Annotated in this window: 19 protein-coding genes, 1 pseudogene and 1 riboswitch; of the genes and pseudogenes, 15 read left to right on the forward strand and 5 right to left on the reverse strand. The window is 35.5% G+C overall.

Features of this window, described 5'->3' with window-relative positions:
* Positions 1-112 precede the first annotated feature (112 nt).
* The 4 genes from cypD to ABH955_RS02490 all read left to right on the forward strand — a co-directional run bounded on the left by cypD (position 113) and on the right by ABH955_RS02490 (position 5,451).
* Positions 113-3,310 carry a bifunctional P-450/NADPH--P450 reductase gene (gene cypD, locus ABH955_RS02475; RefSeq protein ID WP_404490828.1) on the forward strand — a complete coding sequence of 1,066 codons (3,198 nt, stop codon included), beginning with the start codon at positions 113-115 and terminating at the stop codon, positions 3,308-3,310.
* A gap of 286 nt (positions 3,311-3,596) precedes the next feature.
* On the forward strand, positions 3,597-4,346 hold the full coding sequence (locus ABH955_RS02480; RefSeq protein ID WP_404453164.1) for a class I SAM-dependent methyltransferase: 750 nt from the start codon (positions 3,597-3,599) through the stop codon (positions 4,344-4,346).
* Between the two features lie 180 nt (positions 4,347-4,526).
* A complete protein-coding gene (locus ABH955_RS02485) occupies positions 4,527-4,832 on the forward strand; it encodes a monooxygenase (RefSeq protein ID WP_149190667.1) in 306 nt (101 codons plus the stop codon).
* Between the two features lie 286 nt (positions 4,833-5,118).
* Positions 5,119-5,451, forward strand: a complete 333-nt coding sequence (locus tag ABH955_RS02490; RefSeq protein WP_002142404.1) for a DUF1904 family protein — start codon at positions 5,119-5,121, stop codon at positions 5,449-5,451.
* 52 nt (positions 5,452-5,503) lie between these two features.
* Here ABH955_RS02490 and ABH955_RS02495 read toward each other — a convergent pair whose 3' ends face one another.
* A complete protein-coding gene (locus tag ABH955_RS02495; RefSeq protein WP_404449208.1) occupies positions 5,504-5,827 on the reverse strand; it encodes a hypothetical protein in 324 nt (107 codons plus the stop codon).
* Between the two features lie 145 nt (positions 5,828-5,972).
* Entirely contained in the window at positions 5,973-6,365 is a 393-nt protein-coding gene (locus tag ABH955_RS02500) for a VOC family protein (RefSeq protein ID WP_404449206.1), read from the reverse strand.
* 115 nt (positions 6,366-6,480) lie between these two features.
* Here ABH955_RS02500 and ABH955_RS02505 point away from each other — a divergent pair, with 115 nt between their 5' ends.
* Together ABH955_RS02505 and ABH955_RS02510 are read left to right on the forward strand one after the other, a co-directional pair.
* Entirely contained in the window at positions 6,481-8,790 is a 2,310-nt protein-coding gene (locus ABH955_RS02505; protein ID WP_404453167.1) for an AAA domain-containing protein, read from the forward strand.
* A gap of 75 nt (positions 8,791-8,865) precedes the next feature.
* Positions 8,866-8,967: riboswitch (SAM riboswitch) on the forward strand.
* Positions 8,968-9,055: 88 nt separating this feature from the next.
* Positions 9,056-10,261, forward strand: coding sequence for a M20 family metallopeptidase (locus tag ABH955_RS02510; RefSeq protein ID WP_404490829.1), 1,206 nt, complete (start codon positions 9,056-9,058; stop codon positions 10,259-10,261).
* Between the two features lie 105 nt (positions 10,262-10,366).
* On the opposite strand, the gene ABH955_RS02515 is transcribed toward ABH955_RS02510, so the two are convergent.
* Together ABH955_RS02515 and ABH955_RS02520 are read right to left on the reverse strand one after the other, a co-directional pair.
* Positions 10,367-10,900 (reverse strand): DUF2199 domain-containing protein, encoded by a 534-nt coding sequence (locus ABH955_RS02515; RefSeq protein ID WP_328012272.1) that lies wholly within the window; start codon positions 10,898-10,900, stop codon positions 10,367-10,369.
* 134 nt (positions 10,901-11,034) lie between these two features.
* Positions 11,035-11,475, reverse strand: coding sequence for an Lrp/AsnC family transcriptional regulator (locus ABH955_RS02520; protein WP_404449198.1), 441 nt, complete (start codon positions 11,473-11,475; stop codon positions 11,035-11,037).
* Positions 11,476-11,641: 166 nt separating this feature from the next.
* On the opposite strand from ABH955_RS02520, the gene ABH955_RS02525 reads away from it, so the two are divergent.
* The 6 genes from ABH955_RS02525 to mntA all read left to right on the forward strand — a co-directional run bounded on the left by ABH955_RS02525 (position 11,642) and on the right by mntA (position 17,186).
* A complete protein-coding gene (locus ABH955_RS02525; protein WP_404453173.1) occupies positions 11,642-12,406 on the forward strand; it encodes an SDR family oxidoreductase in 765 nt (254 codons plus the stop codon).
* Positions 12,407-12,611: 205 nt separating this feature from the next.
* On the forward strand, positions 12,612-13,595 hold the full coding sequence (locus ABH955_RS02530; protein WP_404453175.1) for a phosphotransferase enzyme family protein: 984 nt from the start codon (positions 12,612-12,614) through the stop codon (positions 13,593-13,595).
* Positions 13,596-13,647: 52 nt separating this feature from the next.
* Positions 13,648-14,247, forward strand: coding sequence for a DJ-1/PfpI family protein (locus tag ABH955_RS02535; protein ID WP_404490830.1), 600 nt, complete (start codon positions 13,648-13,650; stop codon positions 14,245-14,247).
* A gap of 373 nt (positions 14,248-14,620) precedes the next feature.
* A complete protein-coding gene (locus ABH955_RS02540) occupies positions 14,621-15,370 on the forward strand; it encodes a metal ABC transporter ATP-binding protein (protein ID WP_002084653.1) in 750 nt (249 codons plus the stop codon).
* Positions 15,367-16,233: a metal ABC transporter permease gene (locus ABH955_RS02545; RefSeq protein WP_002165479.1), complete on the forward strand. Its 867-nt coding sequence runs from the start codon at positions 15,367-15,369 to the stop codon at positions 16,231-16,233. The genes ABH955_RS02540 and ABH955_RS02545 overlap by 4 nt, the downstream gene beginning before the upstream one ends.
* A 17-nt stretch (positions 16,234-16,250) precedes the next feature.
* Positions 16,251-17,186 (forward strand): manganese ABC transporter substrate-binding protein/adhesin MntA, encoded by a 936-nt coding sequence (gene mntA / locus ABH955_RS02550; protein WP_404453182.1) that lies wholly within the window; start codon positions 16,251-16,253, stop codon positions 17,184-17,186.
* Positions 17,187-17,337: 151 nt separating this feature from the next.
* Here mntA and ABH955_RS02555 read toward each other — a convergent pair.
* Positions 17,338-18,024, reverse strand: a pseudogene (locus tag ABH955_RS02555) (IS4 family transposase); the annotation flags it as partial.
* 212 nt (positions 18,025-18,236) lie between these two features.
* Between ABH955_RS02555 and ABH955_RS02560 the strand changes: the two are divergent.
* From ABH955_RS02560 to menA, 3 genes are all read left to right on the forward strand, one after another.
* Entirely contained in the window at positions 18,237-18,809 is a 573-nt protein-coding gene (locus tag ABH955_RS02560) for a histidine phosphatase family protein (protein WP_016101094.1), read from the forward strand.
* Between the two features lie 185 nt (positions 18,810-18,994).
* Positions 18,995-19,378, forward strand: coding sequence for a hypothetical protein (locus ABH955_RS02565; RefSeq protein WP_404453184.1), 384 nt, complete (start codon positions 18,995-18,997; stop codon positions 19,376-19,378).
* A 392-nt stretch (positions 19,379-19,770) separates the two neighbouring features.
* Positions 19,771-20,682, forward strand: coding sequence for a 1,4-dihydroxy-2-naphthoate polyprenyltransferase (gene menA, locus ABH955_RS02570; RefSeq protein ID WP_404453187.1), 912 nt, complete (start codon positions 19,771-19,773; stop codon positions 20,680-20,682).
* Positions 20,683-20,954 lie beyond the last annotated feature (272 nt).

Here is a 20,954-nt window from a genome sequence, read left to right on the forward strand (position 1 = left end):
AAAGATAAAATAAGGTAATCAATTACATATCTTTATCCCAGGCGATTCATTGCTATCTTCTTTTTATTGAATGGGATATTTTATTTCATGCTTTTTTGAAAGGGTGTTTTTAATGGATAAAAAAGTATCTGCCATTCCTCAACCGAAAACATATGGATTGCTGGGGAATCTCCCATTAATCGATAAAGATAAACCGACCCTATCCTTTATCAAGATAGCGGAAGAGTATGGTCCCATTTTTCGAATTCAAACTTTAAGTGATACCATTATTGTCGTTTCTGGACATGAACTGGTAGCAGAAGTCTGTGACGAAACAAGATTTGATAAAAGTATAGAGGGTGCTTTAGCGAAAGTTCGCGCCTTTGCTGGAGACGGATTATTTACAAGCGAGACTCACGAGCCTAACTGGAAAAAAGCTCATAATATTTTGATGCCTACATTCAGCCAACGAGCAATGAAAGGTTATCATGCTATGATGGTCGATATTGCTGTACAACTCGTTCAAAAATGGGCACGGCTTAATCCGAATGAAAACGTAGATGTTCCGGAGGATATGACTCGCCTTACATTGGATACAATTGGTCTATGTGGTTTTAATTATCGATTTAATAGCTATTATCGTGAGACCCCTCATCCTTTTATTACTAGCATGAGCCGTGCTCTAGATGAGGCGATGCACCAATTACAGCGGCTGGATATAGAAGATAAACTCATGTGGAGAACGAAACGTCAATTTCAGCATGATATTCAATCTATGTTTTCTTTAGTAGATAATATTATTGCTGAACGTAAAAGTAGTGGAAATCAGGAAGAAAATGATTTACTTTCCCGTATGTTAAATGTGCAGGATCCGGAAACTGGTGAAAAATTAGATGATGAAAATATTCGTTTCCAAATTATCACTTTTTTAATAGCTGGGCATGAAACAACAAGTGGATTATTATCTTTTGCAATCTATTTTTTATTAAAGAATCCAGATAAATTGAAAAAAGCCTATGAAGAAGTAGATCGGGTTTTAACAGATCCCACTCCAACATACCAACAAGTTATGAAATTAAAGTATATCCGGATGATTTTAAATGAATCGCTACGTCTATGGCCTACTGCTCCAGCATTCAGTCTCTATGCAAAAGAGGATACAGTGATTGGTGGGAAATATCCAATTAAGAAAGGAGAAGATCGTATTTCTGTTCTTATTCCACAGCTACATAGGGATAAAGACGCGTGGGGAGACAATGTGGAAGAATTCCAACCTGAACGATTTGAAGAGCTGGATAAGGTTCCTCATCATGCTTATAAGCCATTTGGAAATGGTCAACGAGCATGTATCGGTATGCAGTTTGCACTTCATGAAGCCACACTCGTAATGGGAATGCTTCTTCAACATTTTGAATTCATCGATTATCAAGACTATCAGCTGGACGTAAAACAAACATTAACGCTAAAGCCTGGTGATTTTAAAATTAGGATTCTACCCCGAAATCAAACTATTAGCCATACTACTGTTATTGCGCCTATAGAGGAGAAACTGAAAAACGATGAAATCGAACAGCAAGTTCAGAAGACTCCTTCTATTATTGGAGCCGATAATCTTTCGCTTCTTGTTCTGTATGGATCGGATACAGGGGTAGCAGAAGGTATTGCAAGAGAACTAGCAGATACAGCTAGTTTAGAAGGTGTTCAAACAGAAGTGGTAGCACTTAACGATGGAATTGGAAGTCTGCCAAAAGAAGGGGCGGTTCTTATTGTAACTTCTTCTTATAATGGAAAACCACCAAGTAATGCAGGGCAGTTTGTGCAATGGTTGGAGGAATTAAAATCGGATGAGCTAAAAGGTGTTCAATACGCAGTTTTTGGTTGTGGAGATCATAATTGGGCTAGTACTTATCAGCGAATTCCAAGATACATTGATGAGCAAATGGCTCAAAAAGGAGCAACAAGATTTTCGACACGTGGAGAAGCAGATGCAAGTGGTGATTTCGAGGAACAGCTCGAGCAATGGAAACAAAGTATGTGGTCTGATGCGATGAAGGCATTTGGATTGGAACTTAACAAAAACATTGAGAAAGAACGCAGTACATTAAGTTTACAATTTGTTAGTCGTCTTGGAGGATCTCCTCTTGCGCGAACATATGAAGCAGTTTATGCATCTATACTAGAAAATCGTGAACTTCAATCATCTAGCAGTGAAAGAAGCACGCGACATATTGAGATATCCTTGCCAGAAGGCGCTACGTATCAAGAAGGTGACCACCTTGGGGTGCTGCCAATTAATAGTGAGAAAAATGTCAACCGAATTTTAAAACGCTTTGGATTAAATGGGAAGGATCAAGTCATACTGAGTGCAAGTGGACGAAGTGTAAATCACATACCTTTAGACAGTCCTGTTAGTTTATTTGACCTTCTTAGTTATAGTGTAGAAGTTCAAGAAGCAGCCACTCGAGCACAAATACGAGAAATGGTGACATTCACAGCATGCCCTCCTCATAAAAAGGAATTGGAATCATTATTGGAAGAGGGAGTTTATCATGAACAAATATTAAAGAAACGTATGTCAATGTTGGATCTTCTTGAAAAGTATGAGGCTTGTGAACTCCGATTTGAACGCTTTTTAGAACTTCTTCCTGCGCTCAAACCGCGTTACTATTCTATTTCAAGCTCTCCACTCGTTGCACAGGATCGTCTGAGCATTACGGTTGGTGTTGTTAATGCACCTGCATGGAGTGGGGTAGGGACATATGAAGGAGTCGCTTCTAATTATTTAGCTCAGCGTCATAATAAAGATGAGATTATCTGTTTCATTCGAACGCCACAATCAAACTTTCAATTACCTGAAAATCCAGAAACACCAATTATCATGGTTGGACCAGGTACTGGAATTGCACCATTCCGTGGATTCTTGCAAGCGCGTCGTGTTCAAAAGCAAAAAGGTATTAACTTAGGACAAGCACATCTATATTTTGGTTGTCGTCATCCTGAAAAGGATTATCTCTATCGTACAGAACTAGAAAATGATGAAAGAGATGGATTAATCTCTTTACACACAGCTTTTTCTCGCCTAGAAGGATATCCTAAAACATATGTACAGCATTTAATAAAACAAGATAGAATCAATTTAATTTCGTTATTAGATAATGGAGCGCATCTTTATATATGTGGTGATGGAAGTAAAATGGCTCCTGACGTAGAAGACACCCTTTGTCAAGCATATCAAGAAATTCATGAAGTCAGTGAACAAGAAGCAAGGAATTGGCTGGATCGTGTGCAAGAAGAAGGGCGATATGGAAAAGATGTTTGGGCCGGAATCTAAATTCGTCTTAATTAGATAAGTAATATTTAATTCACGAACTTCTTTCGACTAAGTATAACTGTAAACGAAATAAACTGCTTCATAAAAACCCTGTATTTTTCATTGAATATGGGTTTTTTTTATTTTTAAATAAAAGGGACGTATATGTTGATTCAAAATCCAACAATCTTTATGCTTTATATACACAACATGAATAAAAGGATGACAAAATTTTTATGGTTAGTATGGTAATTTGGAAACAGAAGTCAGCTTAATCTATGAAAACCTTATCAGAGGAGTGATGTAAGTGAGACAAAATGTTTACGATAATCCGAATTTCTTCAAAAACTACACAGCGTTGCGTGAAAGTGGAATAAGTGCTAATGACTTCATAGAACAGCCAGCAATCAAATCATTAATTCTGTGTTTGAAAGGAAAATCGGTACTAGACTTGGGTTGCGGTGATGGTCATTTTTCAAAGTATTGTATAGAAAATGGTGCAAAAAACGTAATAGGTGTAGACATATCCAAAAATATGATTGAACGTGCTAAAAAGTTAAATCAGGATGATAACATAGAATTTATGTGTCTTCCTATGGAGGATATGGGACTAGCCAATCAAAAGTTCGACCTGATTATAAGTTCCCTCTCTATACATTATATTGAAGATTACTCGGCAATGATTCAAAAGATTAATGAATTATTAAAAAGCGGTGGTGAATTTATCTTTTCAACCGAACACCCAATAGCAACAGCTCGCAAAGGAAGCAACCATTGGATAAAAACTGAAGATGGTAATAAATCACACTGGGCATTAGATAATTATCAAGAAGAAGGAATGAGAGTACACAACTGGTTTGTTGACGATAGTGTGGTTATTTATCATAGAACTGTTGCCACATTAATAAATACTTTAATTGAACACGGGCTTTCGCTGGATAAAATAATCGAGCCGCAATCAACTTTGGCAGGGATAGAGAAAATGCCAGATTTAATAAACGAATCGCGAAGTCCATCTTTTATTATAATCAAGTCAAAAAAACAAAATAATATTTAAAAATATCTACCGCAATCTGGGAGCTTTTATTGAATTACGAAAACAGCCGTTTCACTAAGGAATGGCTGTTTTTTTAAACATAACCTAAAGCCGTTAAACTGTATGCGTTCAAGTTGCTATCATTTTTTAATTATTTTATAAAAGAGGTTGTGAAAATATTGAACATAGGAGTGAGTGAAAATGGCATATTTACTACAAGTTGATTTTCCGTTTGAAGGTCCTTTTGGTGAAGAAATGGAAAAAGCATTTTTGGATTTAGCAAAAAGTATTAATGAAGAAGAAGGATTCCATTCGAAAATATGGACGGAGAATCAAGAAACGAAAGAAGCTGGAGGCATCTATGTATTTGAAGAAAAACAAGATGCTGAAAAATACGCGGAAATGCACAAAAATAGACTTCAAGCATCTGGTGTTAAAGATATTAGAGTAAGAATTTTTCACATCAATGAAAAGTTAACTAAACTGAATCGCGGTTATAGTAAATAATGAGGGACACGGAATTCAAAAAAGAAGGGGGGAATCCCTTCTTTTTTGAATTGATGCTACAGAAAGAATAGCGTGTTTTTTAATTTAGGGTCATCTCTTTTTGATAGTTTGATATCGATGTGACAATACCCCTTTATTATTTTTCAGGTTACAATACATGTATTGCTTCAATAACATATGATCATTCTTAAGAATGTCATTGAAATGTACCAATAGATGTTAGTGCAGCAAAATAAATTGTGTTATGATGTGAGCAAATATAAAGCTATCTAACGGAGGGATTCACATGCCGCATGTTGTGTTTCGTGGAATTACTATTGAACAATTAAAAAGCATAAGCAAGCCATTAGTAGAAGAGCTCGCAGATATCTGTGAGTGTGGTACGGATAATTTCACCTTGGAACTACCAAGTTCTACGTTTGTATTCAATGGAGAAGAAATAGAAGCGTTTCCTCTTATTGAAGTGAAATGGTTCGAGCGTGGACAGGAAATTCGTGATCGATTTGCCAAGGCCATTACTACATATGTAATGGATTTTGGACTTCCAGAAGTAGAGGTTGTATTTACGGTTTTCACAGAATCAGCGTATTATATTAACGGGAAGCATTGTGCAAGTTAGAGCTATTTGAAAGATTTTTATAACATTAAGAAAAGAAATAGGAGAGAACACCCTATTTCTTTTTATTAATATAATAAAATGTGATGACAAGATCCAAAGTAATGATAATAATTAGAAGTACCAAGTGTATAAGTGCATCAGTTTTCCCGTTTAATAAAGATTTTATAAAGAAATCCCATTCTGTTTCATAGGGAGGCTCTGACCAATTTCGCTGCATTCCTAACACCATTCCATTTATGAAAAAGATAATACTTAATAGGATCCTTCCAACAAATACGGCAGCCACTTTTATATTCCAGCGCTGTATCTTAATTACATACAGGATTGGAAATAGAATAAGTATCCAAAAAATAATAATATAGATTGTATTAATCATTCTCTACTCCTAACAAAAGGATTGTGTTTTTAATCTTGGTGAATTCTCAGGTTGGAGGTATGTTTTATTGTTACTGGATATGCACTTGTAAAAACAAGGGCCGGAATTCCGGCTCTTTTTCTATCCCGCAAAATAAAGGTTTACTTTATCTCTCCGTCTCAAAAAACTCAATCCACTCTCCGTCAGGACCAGCGAAGAATATGTAACGTGTTCCATCTGGTAATTTTTCAATTTCTTCTCCTAGTAGGAAGGTTATTTTGTGTTTCTGTAGTCTTTCGATTTCATCCTCTAATGAATCCACTTTAAAGCAAATGTGATGTACTTTTCCTTCTGCCGGAAGGGAAGAGTTGTAACCTTCAATTAGTTCAAGTATCGTTTCTTTCGATTCTTCCACACCTAAAAAAGCGAGTTTTAAGTCTGGATTTGGATGTCCCATACGTTTAATGAGTTGTAAGCCGACTACTTCTTCATAAAATGAGATAGATGTTTCTAAGTTTGTAACCATAAGTCCAACGTGTTCGATTCTTCTAACTGGCATGTAGATTCCTTCCTTCTTTCTGAAAATTATATACAATATATTATTGAAAATTAAGAAAATAAGCAAGATAAAAACCTTACAAATTTTAGCGTGTTATATGGTATAGTGAGAAAGTATGTTTGGGGAGAAGGAAGGAGATTATACGATGAATACACCTACTCAAACTCCTTCATTATCGGCAACGATGAAAGAGTGGCATTATGCATTAGCGTATGAAATTAAACATTGGAAAACGATAGGTGGTAGTAAAATTTCTATCATGAACGGTCGTTTTTTATATACAGATTATGAAAGTACAGTATACGTATTTCAACTTATTTCGGAAGTAAGCTTACCTGAAGGTTCACCAATTCGAATTGAGTTCGATGGTGAGGAAGCGACAGGAGAAGTATTATCTGTACATGGATTAGAAATAGAACTGAAATTAAACGATTATATACAAGGTGAAATACGAGAAGCGGTTTTATACAGTGAACCGTGGCAACTGTTAGAACAACTGCAAGAGAGATTGAAAGAAGCTCATAAAGATAAGCTAAAACGTAATCGTATAAAGCGTCTTGTTGATGGGACGAGCAGTCCGAAACATATTGAAAAGATGAAAAATACGAAAAATGAATTGGCGTATCGTTCATTTTACAATCCGACAACGTATGTGTGGGGACCGCCTGGAACAGGGAAGTCGTACAATTTATCACGTATTATTTCGGCTCATTATCAAAAAGGAAAATCGGTACTTGTGTTAGCTCATAGTAATGCGGCAGTTGACGTATTAATGAGTGAAGTAACGAAGCAAATTGAAAAGAAAAAGAAATGGACACCTGGCGAAATTGTTCGTTACGGTTATAGTCAACATGAGCATATACGAAATCATGAAACGTTACTTGCATCGAAGTTAGTTGAAACGACGAATGGATCTTGGGGAGAAGAAAGACTCTATTTAGAAGAGACACGACAAGATCTTCGTGAAAAGATTTTATCATATAAAGCGACTTCTGCTGATAAGAAGCGTATACAAGAGATTGAAAGTAATCTTCGAAAGCAAAAAGCGAAAATTAAAGAAGTAGAAAAAGAATACATTGAAAATGCGAAAGTAATCGGTGCGACTTTATCGAAATGTGCAATTGATTCCCTTATTTATGAGCGTACATTTGATTTAGTTGTCGTAGATGAAGTAAGTATGGCTTATGTTCCGCAAATCGCATTAGCTGCTTCACTTGGGAAACGTATTGTCGTTTGTGGTGACTTTTTACAGTTACCTCCGATTGCGATGGCGAACCATGAACTCGTTCGAAAATGGCTCGGTGAAGATATGTTTTATCATGCAGGGATTGTTGATTCTGTAAATAAATCAGAAGCACATCCGAACCTTTTTATGCTGCAGGAGCAAAGACGTATGCATACGGATATATCGAAGTTTACGAATTCATTTATTTATAAAAATAGAGTGTACGATCATCCATCTGTTTCAGAGCGTAAAGAACTTGCGAAACTGCAACCGTTCGCAAATGAGGCGAGTGTTTTATTTGATACGAGCTTAATGGGAGCCTTTTCTTTAAAAGACGCTGCTTCCGGTTCTCGTTTTAATATTATGTCTGGTTTAGTAGCGATGCAAATGATGTTAATTGGATTGTTAGATGGTGTTCAATCTATCGGTGTAGTTACGCCTTACAGGGCACAGTCCCGCTTTTTATCAACGTGCATTAGAGAAATGTTGCAGAGAACGAAATATCAAAACATACCAGTTTTAGCGGCGACAGTTCATAAGTTTCAAGGGTCTGAAAGAGATATGATGATCTTTGATACGGTAGATAGTTATCCGCAAGAACGCCCTGGCGTGTTATTCTTTGATCATAAAAACCATCGCCTCGTCAATGTAGCAGTAACGAGAGCGAGAGGGAAGTTCATTCAATTATCAGATTGCCACTACATGCGTAAAAATCTTTCGAGAAAACAAGCGTTATCGCAATTAACAGCTCATATAGAACGTCACGGAGATGTGTATGATCGCACGACATCAAGACAATTGTGGGAGCGAAAAATCTCGAAACGTTTACGCTGGTTTATGGAAATGAATCTTGAAGAGCCGAAAGGGTTATTGAAAGATATTTTAGCCGCAAAACGAAAAATTATTATTTCACTTCCAAGTACAAAACAAGTGGATAAGCGAGTATGGCAAGCGTTAATGCGTACAAATGCGCAAATAACAGTGTATAGTGATGGACCAGTTCCATTGAAAAATCTAAAGTTACAAAGACAAAATAAAGCATTCCCGTTTATCGTAATCGATGATGAAATCTTTTGGGCGGGAGCACCACTTACATCTCAAATGATGTTTGAAGGTAGTATGGAATTTCCGTACGTATGTGCAAGACTGCAAGCACCAGAAACAATTGGTGTGTTAAAAGGATTTTTAGATATTCGGTAAATTCGGATAGGAATTCCTTGACTTTTAATCAGAATGAACTTAGAATGAATGTAATTTAATATAATTTTATGAAAATTCTTATCACGAGAGGTTGAGGGACTGGCCCTATGACACCTCGGCAGCGGATTCTTTATGAATACTGTGCCAATTCCAGCAAGGTAACTTGAAAGATAAGAAAGAAGCTCATTTTGACTGTATATACAGAAGCCTCTTTCTATCTTTTAGAAAGAGGCTTTTTTACGTGAAAATAAAAGGAGGAAGAAAAATGGGAGCGACAGGAGTAACGTCACAAAGAAAAACAATTGAAGAGAGTATAGAAAGAAATAAGGAAAAGTACATAGAAACAAGTCATAATATTCATGCGAATCCGGAGATTGGTAACCAAGAATTTTACGCATCAAGAACGTTAAGTTTGTTGTTAGGAAGCGCAGGATTTCAGTTGCAGCACAATATAGCTGGTCATGAAACAGGGTTTATCGCGCGAAAAAGTTCCGGGAAACAAGGACCAGTTATCGCATTTTTAGCTGAGTATGACGCTTTACCAGGACTCGGTCATGCGTGTGGTCACAATTTAATCGGAACAATTAGCGTTGCAGCAGCGATCGCGTTATCAGAAACGCTTGAGGAAATCGGCGGAGAAGTTGTCGTGTTCGGAACACCAGCAGAAGAAGGCGGGCCAAATGGTAGCGCAAAATCGAGTTATGTGAAAGCTGGCTTATTTAAAAACATTGATGCGGCGCTTATGATTCATCCGAGCGGAAAAACAGCTCCAACGAGTCCATCACTAGCGGTCGATCCACTTGATTTTCATTTTTACGGAAAAACAGCTCATGCAGCAGCCTCACCAGAAGAAGGAATTAACGCATTAGATGCGATTATCCAGCTGTATAACAGTATTAATGCACTTCGCCAACAACTCCCATCAGATGTGAAAATTCATGGAATCATTACAGAAGGTGGCAAAGCACCTAACATTATTCCGGATTATGCTGCGGCACGCTTCTTCATCCGTGCTGCAACGAGAAAAAGATGTGCGGAAGTAACAGAAAAAGTAAGAAATATTGCACAAGGGGCAGCGTTAGCAACAGGTACGAAAGTAAAAATTCATCAATTCCAAAATGAAATCGATGAACTACTCGTAACAAAAACATTTAATGACGTCGTAGCCGAAGAGTTAGAACTACTAGGTGAAGATGTAAACCGTAAAGAAAGAGTAGGAATTGGCTCAACAGATGCAGGAAACGTAAGCCAAGTCGTACCGACAATTCATCCGTACATTAAAATCGGTCCAGACGATTTAATTGCGCATACGAATGAATTTAGAGAAGCAGCTCGTTCAGAACTCGGGGACAAAGCATTAATTACATCGGCAAAAGCACTAGCGAATACAGCGTATCGATTAATTACGGAAGAAGGGTTGTTAGAGAAGGTGAAGGAGGAGTTTAGGGAGGAGCAGAGGAATCAGGGGTAGGTGGTTAAAATACAGTTGAGATTTCTCTTTTCGAAGAGAAATCTGATTAATAAGTGAAAATGCAATAAAAAAGAACATTGATTTTTCAATGTTCTTTTTTATTTACTAATCATTTATTTCTTCGTTATTTTGATAACAAATTTCTTCAGCAATTTCTTGGATGCGATCTAGTTTAATACCATCTTTTTGTTCAATAGATAATGGATGGTCTGTTAGTTCGAGTTCAATATAAGGTTTGTAACCGATTTCTCTAGTATGAACCATTGTTTTTAAACTTACTGTATCTGGATAACAAGGAAGTTGGGTAGATAACCAACCAAACATTGGCTCTAATTCGTTTTCTCTTCCTTTCGTTTCCCAGTAATCAAGCGTCTTTTGGAAGTTTGTTTCACTTAAAGATACCCATACATCCCATATAAAAGGTCCCTCTCCATCTAAAACTGGAATTTCAATACAACCTTTCATAAAGAAATATTCATCATCAATTACACATAGATCTTCATCCATTTCAACTCGACTCTCTAGCTCTTCTTCAGGGATATAGTAAAAATAATCGGGAGCCTCATTCCCATAACATATAGGGAGTTCATCGTGAAATACTCCGCAAAATTTACAAACATAGCCTATTTTTTCGTTCATTAATTTTCTCCTAACCATCTATATCAATTGTGTTTGATCATTTGATTTTAAATAGATTATATCATTTATTTTGTTGATTTCTCTCACAAAGAAGCAACTTTTAATGTTAGCGGAGGATAATACGTACCCTCTTATCAGAACGACAATTTTTCTTCAAATTCACTCTTTAAAACAATTAAAGGAGACGATAATCCAAATTGCATTAAAGAGTCTAAAAATGCAGCGAGAGAATCCATCGAATCGCTCATGACTTTCATCATATAATTAAATTCCCCGCTAATTCGATATAAATCTGTTACTTCAGGAGCGGCATTACAAAATTGGATAAAATCAGAGCATTGACTCGTTTTGAACATAATGAATGCTTGAATGTCTTTATTAATTTTGGAAGGCTCAAACTTCGTTCGGTAAGCGGCTATAACCCCTTGATCTTCAAGCTTGTTAATGCGTTCTTTTACAGCGGGCTGCGTCATGGATATAATACGTCCTATTTCTGAAACAGAAATTCTCGCATTTTCATGCAACAAGTTCATAATTTTATGGTCAATTTCATCTAGTTTTACTGCGTTTTGCATTGGATAGCCCTCCTTTTTATTTTCTAAAGTAAATCGTAAATTATAACTATAATATCATAAGTGAAGGAACTAAATTACCTATAAATCTATATTTAAAATTATTAGTATTTGCATAAAAATATAAGTATAGGATTTATTAAACGAAAATGTAGGAAGGGTGGAAAAAATGAAGAATCTTGATGGGAAAGTAGCGTTAGTAACAGGAGCGAGTCGGGGCATTGGTCGTGCGATTGCGATGAGATTGGCGAAAGATGGTGCATTAGTTGCAGTTCACTACGGCCGAAATAAAGCAGCTGCAGATGAAACAGTTAGAGAAATTGAATCTAATGGAGGAAAAGCGTTCTTAATTGAATCTGAACTCAATTCAATTGATGGTGTCAAAAGACTAGTAGAGAAATTAAAGGAAGAACTGCAAGAGACAGTTTGTACATCAGAGATTGATATTTTAGTAAATAATGCAGGCATAGGTATACAAGGAACGATTGAAAATACGACAGAAGAAATTTTTGATGAAATTATGGCCGTAAATATTAAGGCGCCGTTCTTCTTAATTCAGCAAACATTACCGTTATTACGAGCGGAGGGGCGAGTTATTAACATTTCATCAGCTGAAGTAAGACTTGGTTTTGCAGGGTCCATTGCATACGGCTTAAGTAAAGGTGCATTAAATACGATGACACTTCCTCTAGCTAAACATCTTGGAGAAAGAGGTATAACAGTGAATACAATTATGCCTGGATATACGAAGACAGATATAAATGCGAAATTGCTAGATAATCCGGAAATACGAAATTTTGCTACGAATTCATCTGTTTTTGGACGAATAGGACAAGTTGAAGATATTGCAGATGCAGTAGCGTTCCTTGCTTCTTCGGATAGTCGCTGGGTAACAGGGCAGATTTTAGATGTTTCTGGTGGGTTTTGTTTATAGGCGGAATCACTCTATAATTATTAATTTGAGATTATTTAAAAGCTATAGAGACTCCACCTTTCGAAAATATTTTAACTATTGAGTTGTAAAAAGAACCGTAGTTTTTCATTTTGGGAAAGGCTATGGCCTTTTTTAATGGTGGCATGGATATGATGAGAGGAAGTTGAGTTGTATTGAAAATTTTTTCACATGAAAGGAAAAAAGGATGAAATACATAATAAAAGATGTATTAATAAATTATTTTAAAGAAATTCACTCACTAGCAGTGGAAGAAGAGTTACATAAAAATAGCTGGAATACAGATTTACACTATAAAATTATGGTGAATGGAAAGCGATATTCCGCACGGTTTATCAATAGCAAGCGAACGATCAATCCGGCTTTTGGGGCGTTATCAAACGAACAATTGATAGAGCAAGTACGTTTTACGTATTATTTACGCGAGCATGGGATCCTTTTTATGCAAATTAATAAAAATAGGTCAGGGGAGTCATTTACATTAGTCGCATGGAATGATGAACAATACCGATTTATATTGTCTAATTGGATTGAAGGAGAACATATTACACTTTGTACAGAAGCTATCGCAGAAGCATTTGGAAAGGAAGCAAGAAAGGTTCATGATATTTCTAGTGCATTTCAAAGCGCGATTTTTCAGAAGAAATCTCATTTGGATGGGTATGTTGAGTTTATTAATATGTTAGAAAGCAAGACAAGCGCATGTAAGGAATTGCGGGAGTATATAGATTTTGCTAAATATCATATAGACTGCGCATATACGAGTGAATTAGAGTTTATTGTACAAACAGACTTAAATCCTTTGAATGTTTTATGGGACTCAAGTCAACAGGTAAAGGGAATTGTAGATTTTGAATCTATTAGTTATGTTGACCGTATTGAAGGATTAGCCTTTTTAATAAAATGGTACTCTCGAACGAAAGGAATACAGTCGCATAAAGTATGTCCGGAAGTTGCTAGAGCATTTTTAGAAGGGTATAAAGCTAATAACATTTTAACTTCAAATGATTATAAAAGACTTTCTTCGTTGCTATGGTTATCCGGTAGTTTAAATTGGAACTTCGTTAAAAAGACGATGAGTCTATTAGGTGACGGGAGAGAATTAGAGGGACATTTGAAAGTTTATAGAGTAAGGGGAGAAAGGTTGTCTTCATTGTTAATTTGTAGATAACATTTCTTCTCTTTTGGGATTTATAAAACAAAGCATATGAGGTGTTCTAAAAATGAAAATACAAATTGTATTGTTTGACGGCTTCGGAGAACTTGTCTCCTTTGCACCTTTTGAGGTATTGAAAAGAGCGATAGAAGAAGGTGCTCCGTTTACGGTTGAGTTAGTTTCTAGTGAACAAAAACAAGAAGTTACTACCTCGTTTGGAGTTACGGTGAAACTACATGATTTTTTACGAATGGATAATCGCCCAGATTTGTTAATTGTACCTGGTGGTGGCTGGAATCATAAAGCTGAGCACGGGGCACGAAAGGAAGCTGAACTTGGTACTTTAACTAAAATAATTAGAGAGATGCACAATGAAGGAACGATTGTTGCGGGAGTTTGTACTGGAGGTATGTTACTAGCTGCATCCGGTATATTGAATGATAAAAAGGCAACAATGCATCGTTTGGCGCAGAGTGAAATGAGTGAATATGGAGGAGAGCTTCTTCCTTACAGAATTGTGGATCAAGGAAATGTTATTACTGCAAGAGGAGTTACTTCAGGAGTTGACTTAGGACTTTGGATTACGGAAAGGTTCGCAAGTCCTAAAATTGCAGCTGCTGTTGAATATAGAATGGAATACGAGCGGCGGGGTGTTGTTTGGAAGTGATTTGACTTTAATCATAGTTTTTTGCTGTAAAGCGTATTGGATATTCTCAAAGAGAAAGAGCCAACTCATACGAGTAGGCTCTTTCGTTTATATACTATAGTGCTAATTTTTCACAGTAATATCCTTTCCAAAAGAGCATAGAATGGATCATGTATTTTGTTTCATAGTGATAATGATTTTTATTGTATATTCATAAATTAGTAAAAAGTAGTTTACAAATTTGCATTAGGCTTATATAATTTGACTCATATAAAAAAGTTTCCTCAGGGAAACTTAGGTATGAATGTAAATTCATATTATATTTTTTGTCCGAAAGTTGCCTTTGTGCAAAATAATTATATTAAAGAAAAAAAGAAGGGGGAATACACAAAAAATGAGTGAGGCTATAATCGTCAAAGATTTGTTTGTATCCTATCAAGGGAATCAAGTAGTTCAAAACGTTTCTTTTGAAATTGAAAAAGGAAAACTCGTTGGAATTATCGGTCCAAACGGTGCGGGGAAATCTACTTTAATGAAAGCTGTTTTAGATTTAATCCCAAGTGATAAGGGATATGTTCGGATTCTTGGAGAGGATATTCGAAGCGCTAGAAAACATGTTGCATATGTACCGCAAAGAAGTGATATAGATTGGGATTTCCCGATCACAGTAATAGATGTCGTACTAATTGGAACGTATCCATCTTTAGGGATGATGAAAAGGCCGAAGAAAGAGCATCGGGATTGGGCGTTTGAATGTTTAAAAAAGGTCGGAATGGAAGAGTTTAAAAATCGTCAAATTGGTGAGCTTTCAGGTGGACAACAACAACGTGTCTTTTTGGCGAGAGCGCTAGCACAAAAGGCAGAGATATTTTTCTTAGATGAACCATTTGTTGGAATTGATGTAACAAGTGAAGAGACAATTATTAAAATTCTTAGAGAATTACGTATAGAAGGGAAAACGATTGTTGTTGTACATCACGATTTAAGTAAAGCAGAGTCCTATTTTGATAAATTACTATTACTGAATAAAAGCTTAATTCATTACGGGGAAGTACGACAAGTATTAGAACCAACTGTTATGTCAAAAGCATATGTGAATCAAGGAATATTGTTTAATAATGCAGCGGAGGTACATTCATCATGAAGATTGTAGAATTTATAGATGCATTAACGCAGTACAGTTTTCTGCAGAAGGCGCTTTTAACTTCCGTTATGGTAGGAGTGATTTGTGGGGTAATAGGATGTTTTATTATTTTACGAGGTATGGCATTAATGGGTGATGCGATCTCACATGCCGTTCTTCCTGGAGTAGCACTTTCTTATATGATCGGTATGAACTATTTCATAGGGGCGGTTTTAACAGGTGTTATTACTGCAGTTGGAATTGGATTTGTAAGTCAAAATAGTAGAATTAAACATGATATGGCGATAGGGATTATGTTCACATCTGTTTTCGCTATAGGGATTATTTTAATTACCTTTATGAAGAGTAGTTCTGATTTGTATCATATTTTATTCGGGAATGTCCTATCAGTTCGTTCTTCTGATATGTGGATGACACTTATTATCGGAGTGGTTATTATCGGGCTTGTGATGCTGTTTTACAAAGAATTACTCGTATCCACTTTTGATCCAACGATGGCGCAAAGTTACGGATTACCGAACAAATGGATTCATTATGGCTTAATGATTCTACTTACAATGGTTACAGTAGCATCACTTCAAACTGTAGGAATTATTCTAGTTGTCGCTATGCTTATTACACCAGCGGCTACAGCGTATTTATTAACAAATCGTTTATGGGTCATGATTTATTTAGCCGCAGGTATTGGTGCACTTTCATCTGTAGTAGGGCTATATTTTAGTTTCTCTTATAATCTTGCCTCAGGTGCAACAATTGTTCTTGTCGCAACATTCTTGTTCGCATTGGCATTCTTTTTTTCACCGTCACAAGGTTTGTTTTGGAGAGCTATCAAAATTAGAAAAAATAGAGCAGAGTTGTCATAATTGATTGGAGGATAAAGATGAAATTCAAAAATGTTTTATTATCGATACTTTGTATTTTCGTATTTGCATTAACAGCGTGTTCGAGTAACACCAATGGAAAAGAAGAGGGCAATGGAAAATTAAAAGTTGTAACTACATACTCCATTATATATGATATGGTGAAGCAAATTGGTGGAGATAAAGTTGAGATTCATAGTCTTGTTCCGATTGGAGCTAACCCGCATGAATATGATCCATTACCAAAAGATGTTATGAAAATGACAGATGCAGATATGGTGTTTTACAATGGATTAAACCTAGAAGAGGGCGGAGCATGGTTTAAAAAACTATTGAAAACTGCAAACAAATCAGAAAAAGATGCACCGGTTTATAAAGTAAGTGAAGGTGTAGAGGCTATTTATTTAGAAACTAAGGGATTAGAAAAAGAACCAGATCCACATGCATGGATGAATATTAAAAATGGTATTTTATATGCTGAAAATGTGAAAAAGGCATTAATTAAAGAAGACCCTAAAAATAAAGAGTTCTATACTAAAAATGCCGACAAGTATGTAGCAGAACTCCAAAAGTTACACGATGAGACAGTGAATAGAATTCATCAAATTCCTGAGGGAAAACGTTTCTTAATCTCTAGTGAAGGTGCTTTTAAATACTTTGGAAAAGCGTATGACATTAAGACGGGATACATTTGGGAAATTAACTCAGAGAACCAAGGTACGCCAGATCAAATTAGAGATGTTGTAAGTGTAATTCAAACAAACAAAGTTCCAGCTTTATTTGTAGAAACAAGTGTAGATCGACGTAGCATGGAAACTGTTTCAAAAGAAACAAACGTGCCGATTGCAGGGACAATTTTTACAGACTCACTAGGTAAAACAGGCGAGGATGGAGATACGTATTTGAAAATGATGAAATGGAATACAGATACAATTATTAATGGGTTACAAAAGTAAAATCTATCTGTTTATCAAGGTAGAGTAACTATTGAAGATTTTTAAAATAAGAGAAAAAAGGCCAACTCCTAGGAGTTGGCCCTTTCGTTTATGTATTATGTTTTAATTTTCTATGTTTAATAATTAGGATGTATCCAATGTAAATCGGATGTAATTGTACAAAATTATTTAGTTTAAGTCGCGATATATAATACACGCCTCGTTGGTCCATTTGATCTAAATCGTCCAGTGAATAATAGCCTAAATCCCGAATACATAAATCGCCAGGTCGTAATGTTGCTAAACATTCTGTTCCAAAGGTCTTATCAGTGTTCTTACCCGGTTCAACTTGAAAATTTAAAACCTGTCCACTATGTAAATCATATTCTAATTGAATCTTTATACCTGCTGTTTGTGCACAACCACCCGATCCAGGATACACACTAGCTAAATGTTTTGGCACTTGAAAAATCGTCGCATCTAAAATATGAATCTGTTGAAAATAGGTAATTGAAGAGCTTGGAATCACTGATGTTTCACAAATTTTATTTTTAAATAATATAGAGAAGATATGTTTTAAAAAGCAAACAGCCTTCTTATTGAAGCGTTTATTTAGTCCTTCTGGACTCATAAGAGTTCCTGTAACAGCATGAAGTTGACTACACAGTCGAACTAAGGAATCATTCGCTACACGTTGACTAATCCATACACAAATAATAGCTAAATCACGTCCTGAAAATTTACGCTTTCGTTGTACAAAAGCGAGTTCTCTAGCGAGTTTTTCTAAAAATGATGGGGTAAGATGTTGATGTAATTCTTCAGCAAATAATTGTAGCTCGCTTCGAATCGAAAGATTCATAAAAATCTCATCCTTTCTAATAATCAAGCTTGTTTAGAAAGAATAACGTTTTTTTATACCTGAGGATAGTGAAAACTTCGCGTCTTTCTTACAAATATCGTGAATTCATTTTAAATTCGCACAGTTTTCTGTTAATTAAAGGAGACAAACTTGGATATATATGCTAACATCAGGGAGGAATTGTAAAGGGAACTGGAAAAATGGAGGTAATTATGAAAACTTTCATATATATGGTGAGACACGGGGATTCACCGAAATTTGGAAAAGAAGAGACAAGAGGATTAACTGAAAAAGGAAAATTAGATGTTCAACGAATAACAGATGCATTACAAGGTGAGGGAATCGACGTTGTTATCTCAAGTCCATACAATCGCTCAATTCTAACTGTTCAGCAGTTAGCGAAGCAAATAGGACAAGAAGTTATAGTATTTGAGGACTTAAAAGAGAGAATTTTTATTGCTGAAGAGGAACGAATGTCGGATAAAGAATTATTCCCTTTGATAGAAAAGTCATTCTTAGACCCCGACTTTGCTTTAATGGGAGGAGAGTCGAATGTCGACTGTCAGAAACGTGCTATAAAAGTTTTAAAAGAATTATTAAACACCTATCGAGGACAGAAAGTAGTATTAGGCACTCATGGAGCTGTAATGACTTTGATGATGGGATATTATGACAGTAAGTATGATTTGAATTTTTTACTACAGACATCAAAACCAGATATATATAGAATGGAATTCAATGGGCAGGAATTGGTGGAAGTTAAAAGATTGTGGGAAATTTCATAGATTGACTTTATTCATCCATAGCTTACCTAAATGACGTGTATTATAAGAAAAAGGGTTACTGCGGTAACCCTTTTTCTTATGGCACTGACGGGGATTGAGTTCAACAATATAAAAATTCGGTTTCTTAGCGTACAAAATTCACGTTTTGTTCTTGCTATCCCGAGGTGAAATGGGAGGGAATGTTTTTGGGCAGGATATTTTTAAAGTTATTTTTTAAATCAATCCTATTTGTTTTCTTATGCGGTATGGTTGTTTTTTCTATATTTCAGATTATTTTTGTCTGGAGTGTTTCGACAGGATTAGGGAGAGATGATATAGTCGGATTTTCTGATAATAAGTATGTAATTGGTCGTCCACCTGTTAGCTATAATTTATATAAAAAAGATAGTGGAGAAACTATATTAGATAATGTTATTGGTTATAAAAAAGGAAAAACTAAAAGCTATATTCGGAATGAAATTGAATTTGTAGTAATAAATGAGACAAAAGGTAGCTATGAATTGTATAAAATAGAAAAGGCTTCAGAAAAGGATATAGAACGGCTGAAAGAAATGAAGAAATTAGAATAAAAGAGACCATCTGAAAGGTAAAAATGTACACTTGTTATTGTTAAATCTAAAAAATGGTTTAGACTGATAAATGGGTTTTATTTTATGAAAAGAATTATTATTAAAATAAAGCATTAGGGGTTCAGTCCCATGCCCTCAAGCTAATATTTTGAAGTGTCCTCAAAACGAAAATTTTCTTCGTTTTGGGGAACTACCAATTTCTTAAGTTGACGGACATGCGGCTGTACCCCATATTAGAAAAACGATATTTTGATGCAAAGTTATGGTGCAAGCAAGAGCATTACAGTTCTATCATCAATTCTTTTTTTGATATAATAGATATGAAGCAGAAAATAGATAGAAAGATACTGCTAGTCATTTATACTTAAAATGTAGGGAGATTGAATAGAGTTATGGGGAATGAAAAAGAAATTAGTTCCGCTAAATTAATATGGAAGATGACGCGCCCGCATACATTAACGGCGACGTTTTCTCCTGTAATTTTAGGAACAGTGTCATCACTTTATGTTGCAGACATTCATTGGCTTTTATTTATTGCGATGATGGTTGCATGTTTAGCATTGCAAATAGCAACGAATTTATTTAATGAGTACTATGATTTCAAACGTGGATTAGATACAGCTGATTCTGTTGGCATCGGTGGTGGAATTGTCCGTCATGGATTGAAACCAAAAAATGTTTTAACAGTTGCGCTTTTATTGTATGTGGTAGCAGCATTTATTGGAATTTATATTTGTATGAATAGCAGCTGGTGGTTAGTCGTCATTGGTTTAATTGGGATGGCGGTTGGCTATTTATATACAGGTGGTCCATTACCAATTGCGTACACTCCGTTTGGAGAATTAGTTTCTGGATTGTTAATGGGGACATGTTTTGTACTCATTGCTTTCTTTATTCAAACGAATACTATAACGATTGAAAGTATACTGATTTCCATTCCAATTGGAATTTTAGTAGGTGCAATTAACATGTCGAATAACATCCGAGATATCGAAGAAGATATTAAAGGTGGAAGAAAGACGTTGGTAATCCTCCTTGGGAGAGAAAAAGCAGTGGTAACACTAGCTGTAGCCTTTTTCATTGCTTATTTATGGATTGCCGTAATTGTATTGATGGGTTATATAAGCCCTTGGGCATTAGTTATGTTCCTAGGTTTGAGAAAGCCAATCTCTGCTATTCAAAGTTTCCAAAAAGGAGCAAAGGATCCCGGATATATGCGCATCGCAATGAAATCAACAGCGATGACAAATACGATTTTCGGCTTCTTATTATCGGCAGGCTTATTAATTAGTTACTTGTTTTAAATGAAAACTATTGTTAAATAACTTAACCCCAATTTCTCAATTTTAATATAGAGAGATTGGGGTTTTTATTTTTGTAGTTCTTTAATAATGATCAAACTCTTTTATAACTCTACATTATGTAATAGATTAGTTGAGATAAAGATCAGGATAGTTAGAGGAATGATTTTTATATTTGTCTAAGTTATAGAGGTTTTCAATAAAAAAATAACAAAATACAATATTTTTTTATTGAAAAACAATAAATAACATGTTAATCTTTAAAAAAAGATAGA

The organism is Bacillus sp. RC240 (genome assembly GCF_044907945.1).
Classification (GTDB): Bacteria; Bacillota; Bacilli; order Bacillales; family Bacillaceae_G; genus Bacillus_A; species Bacillus_A mycoides.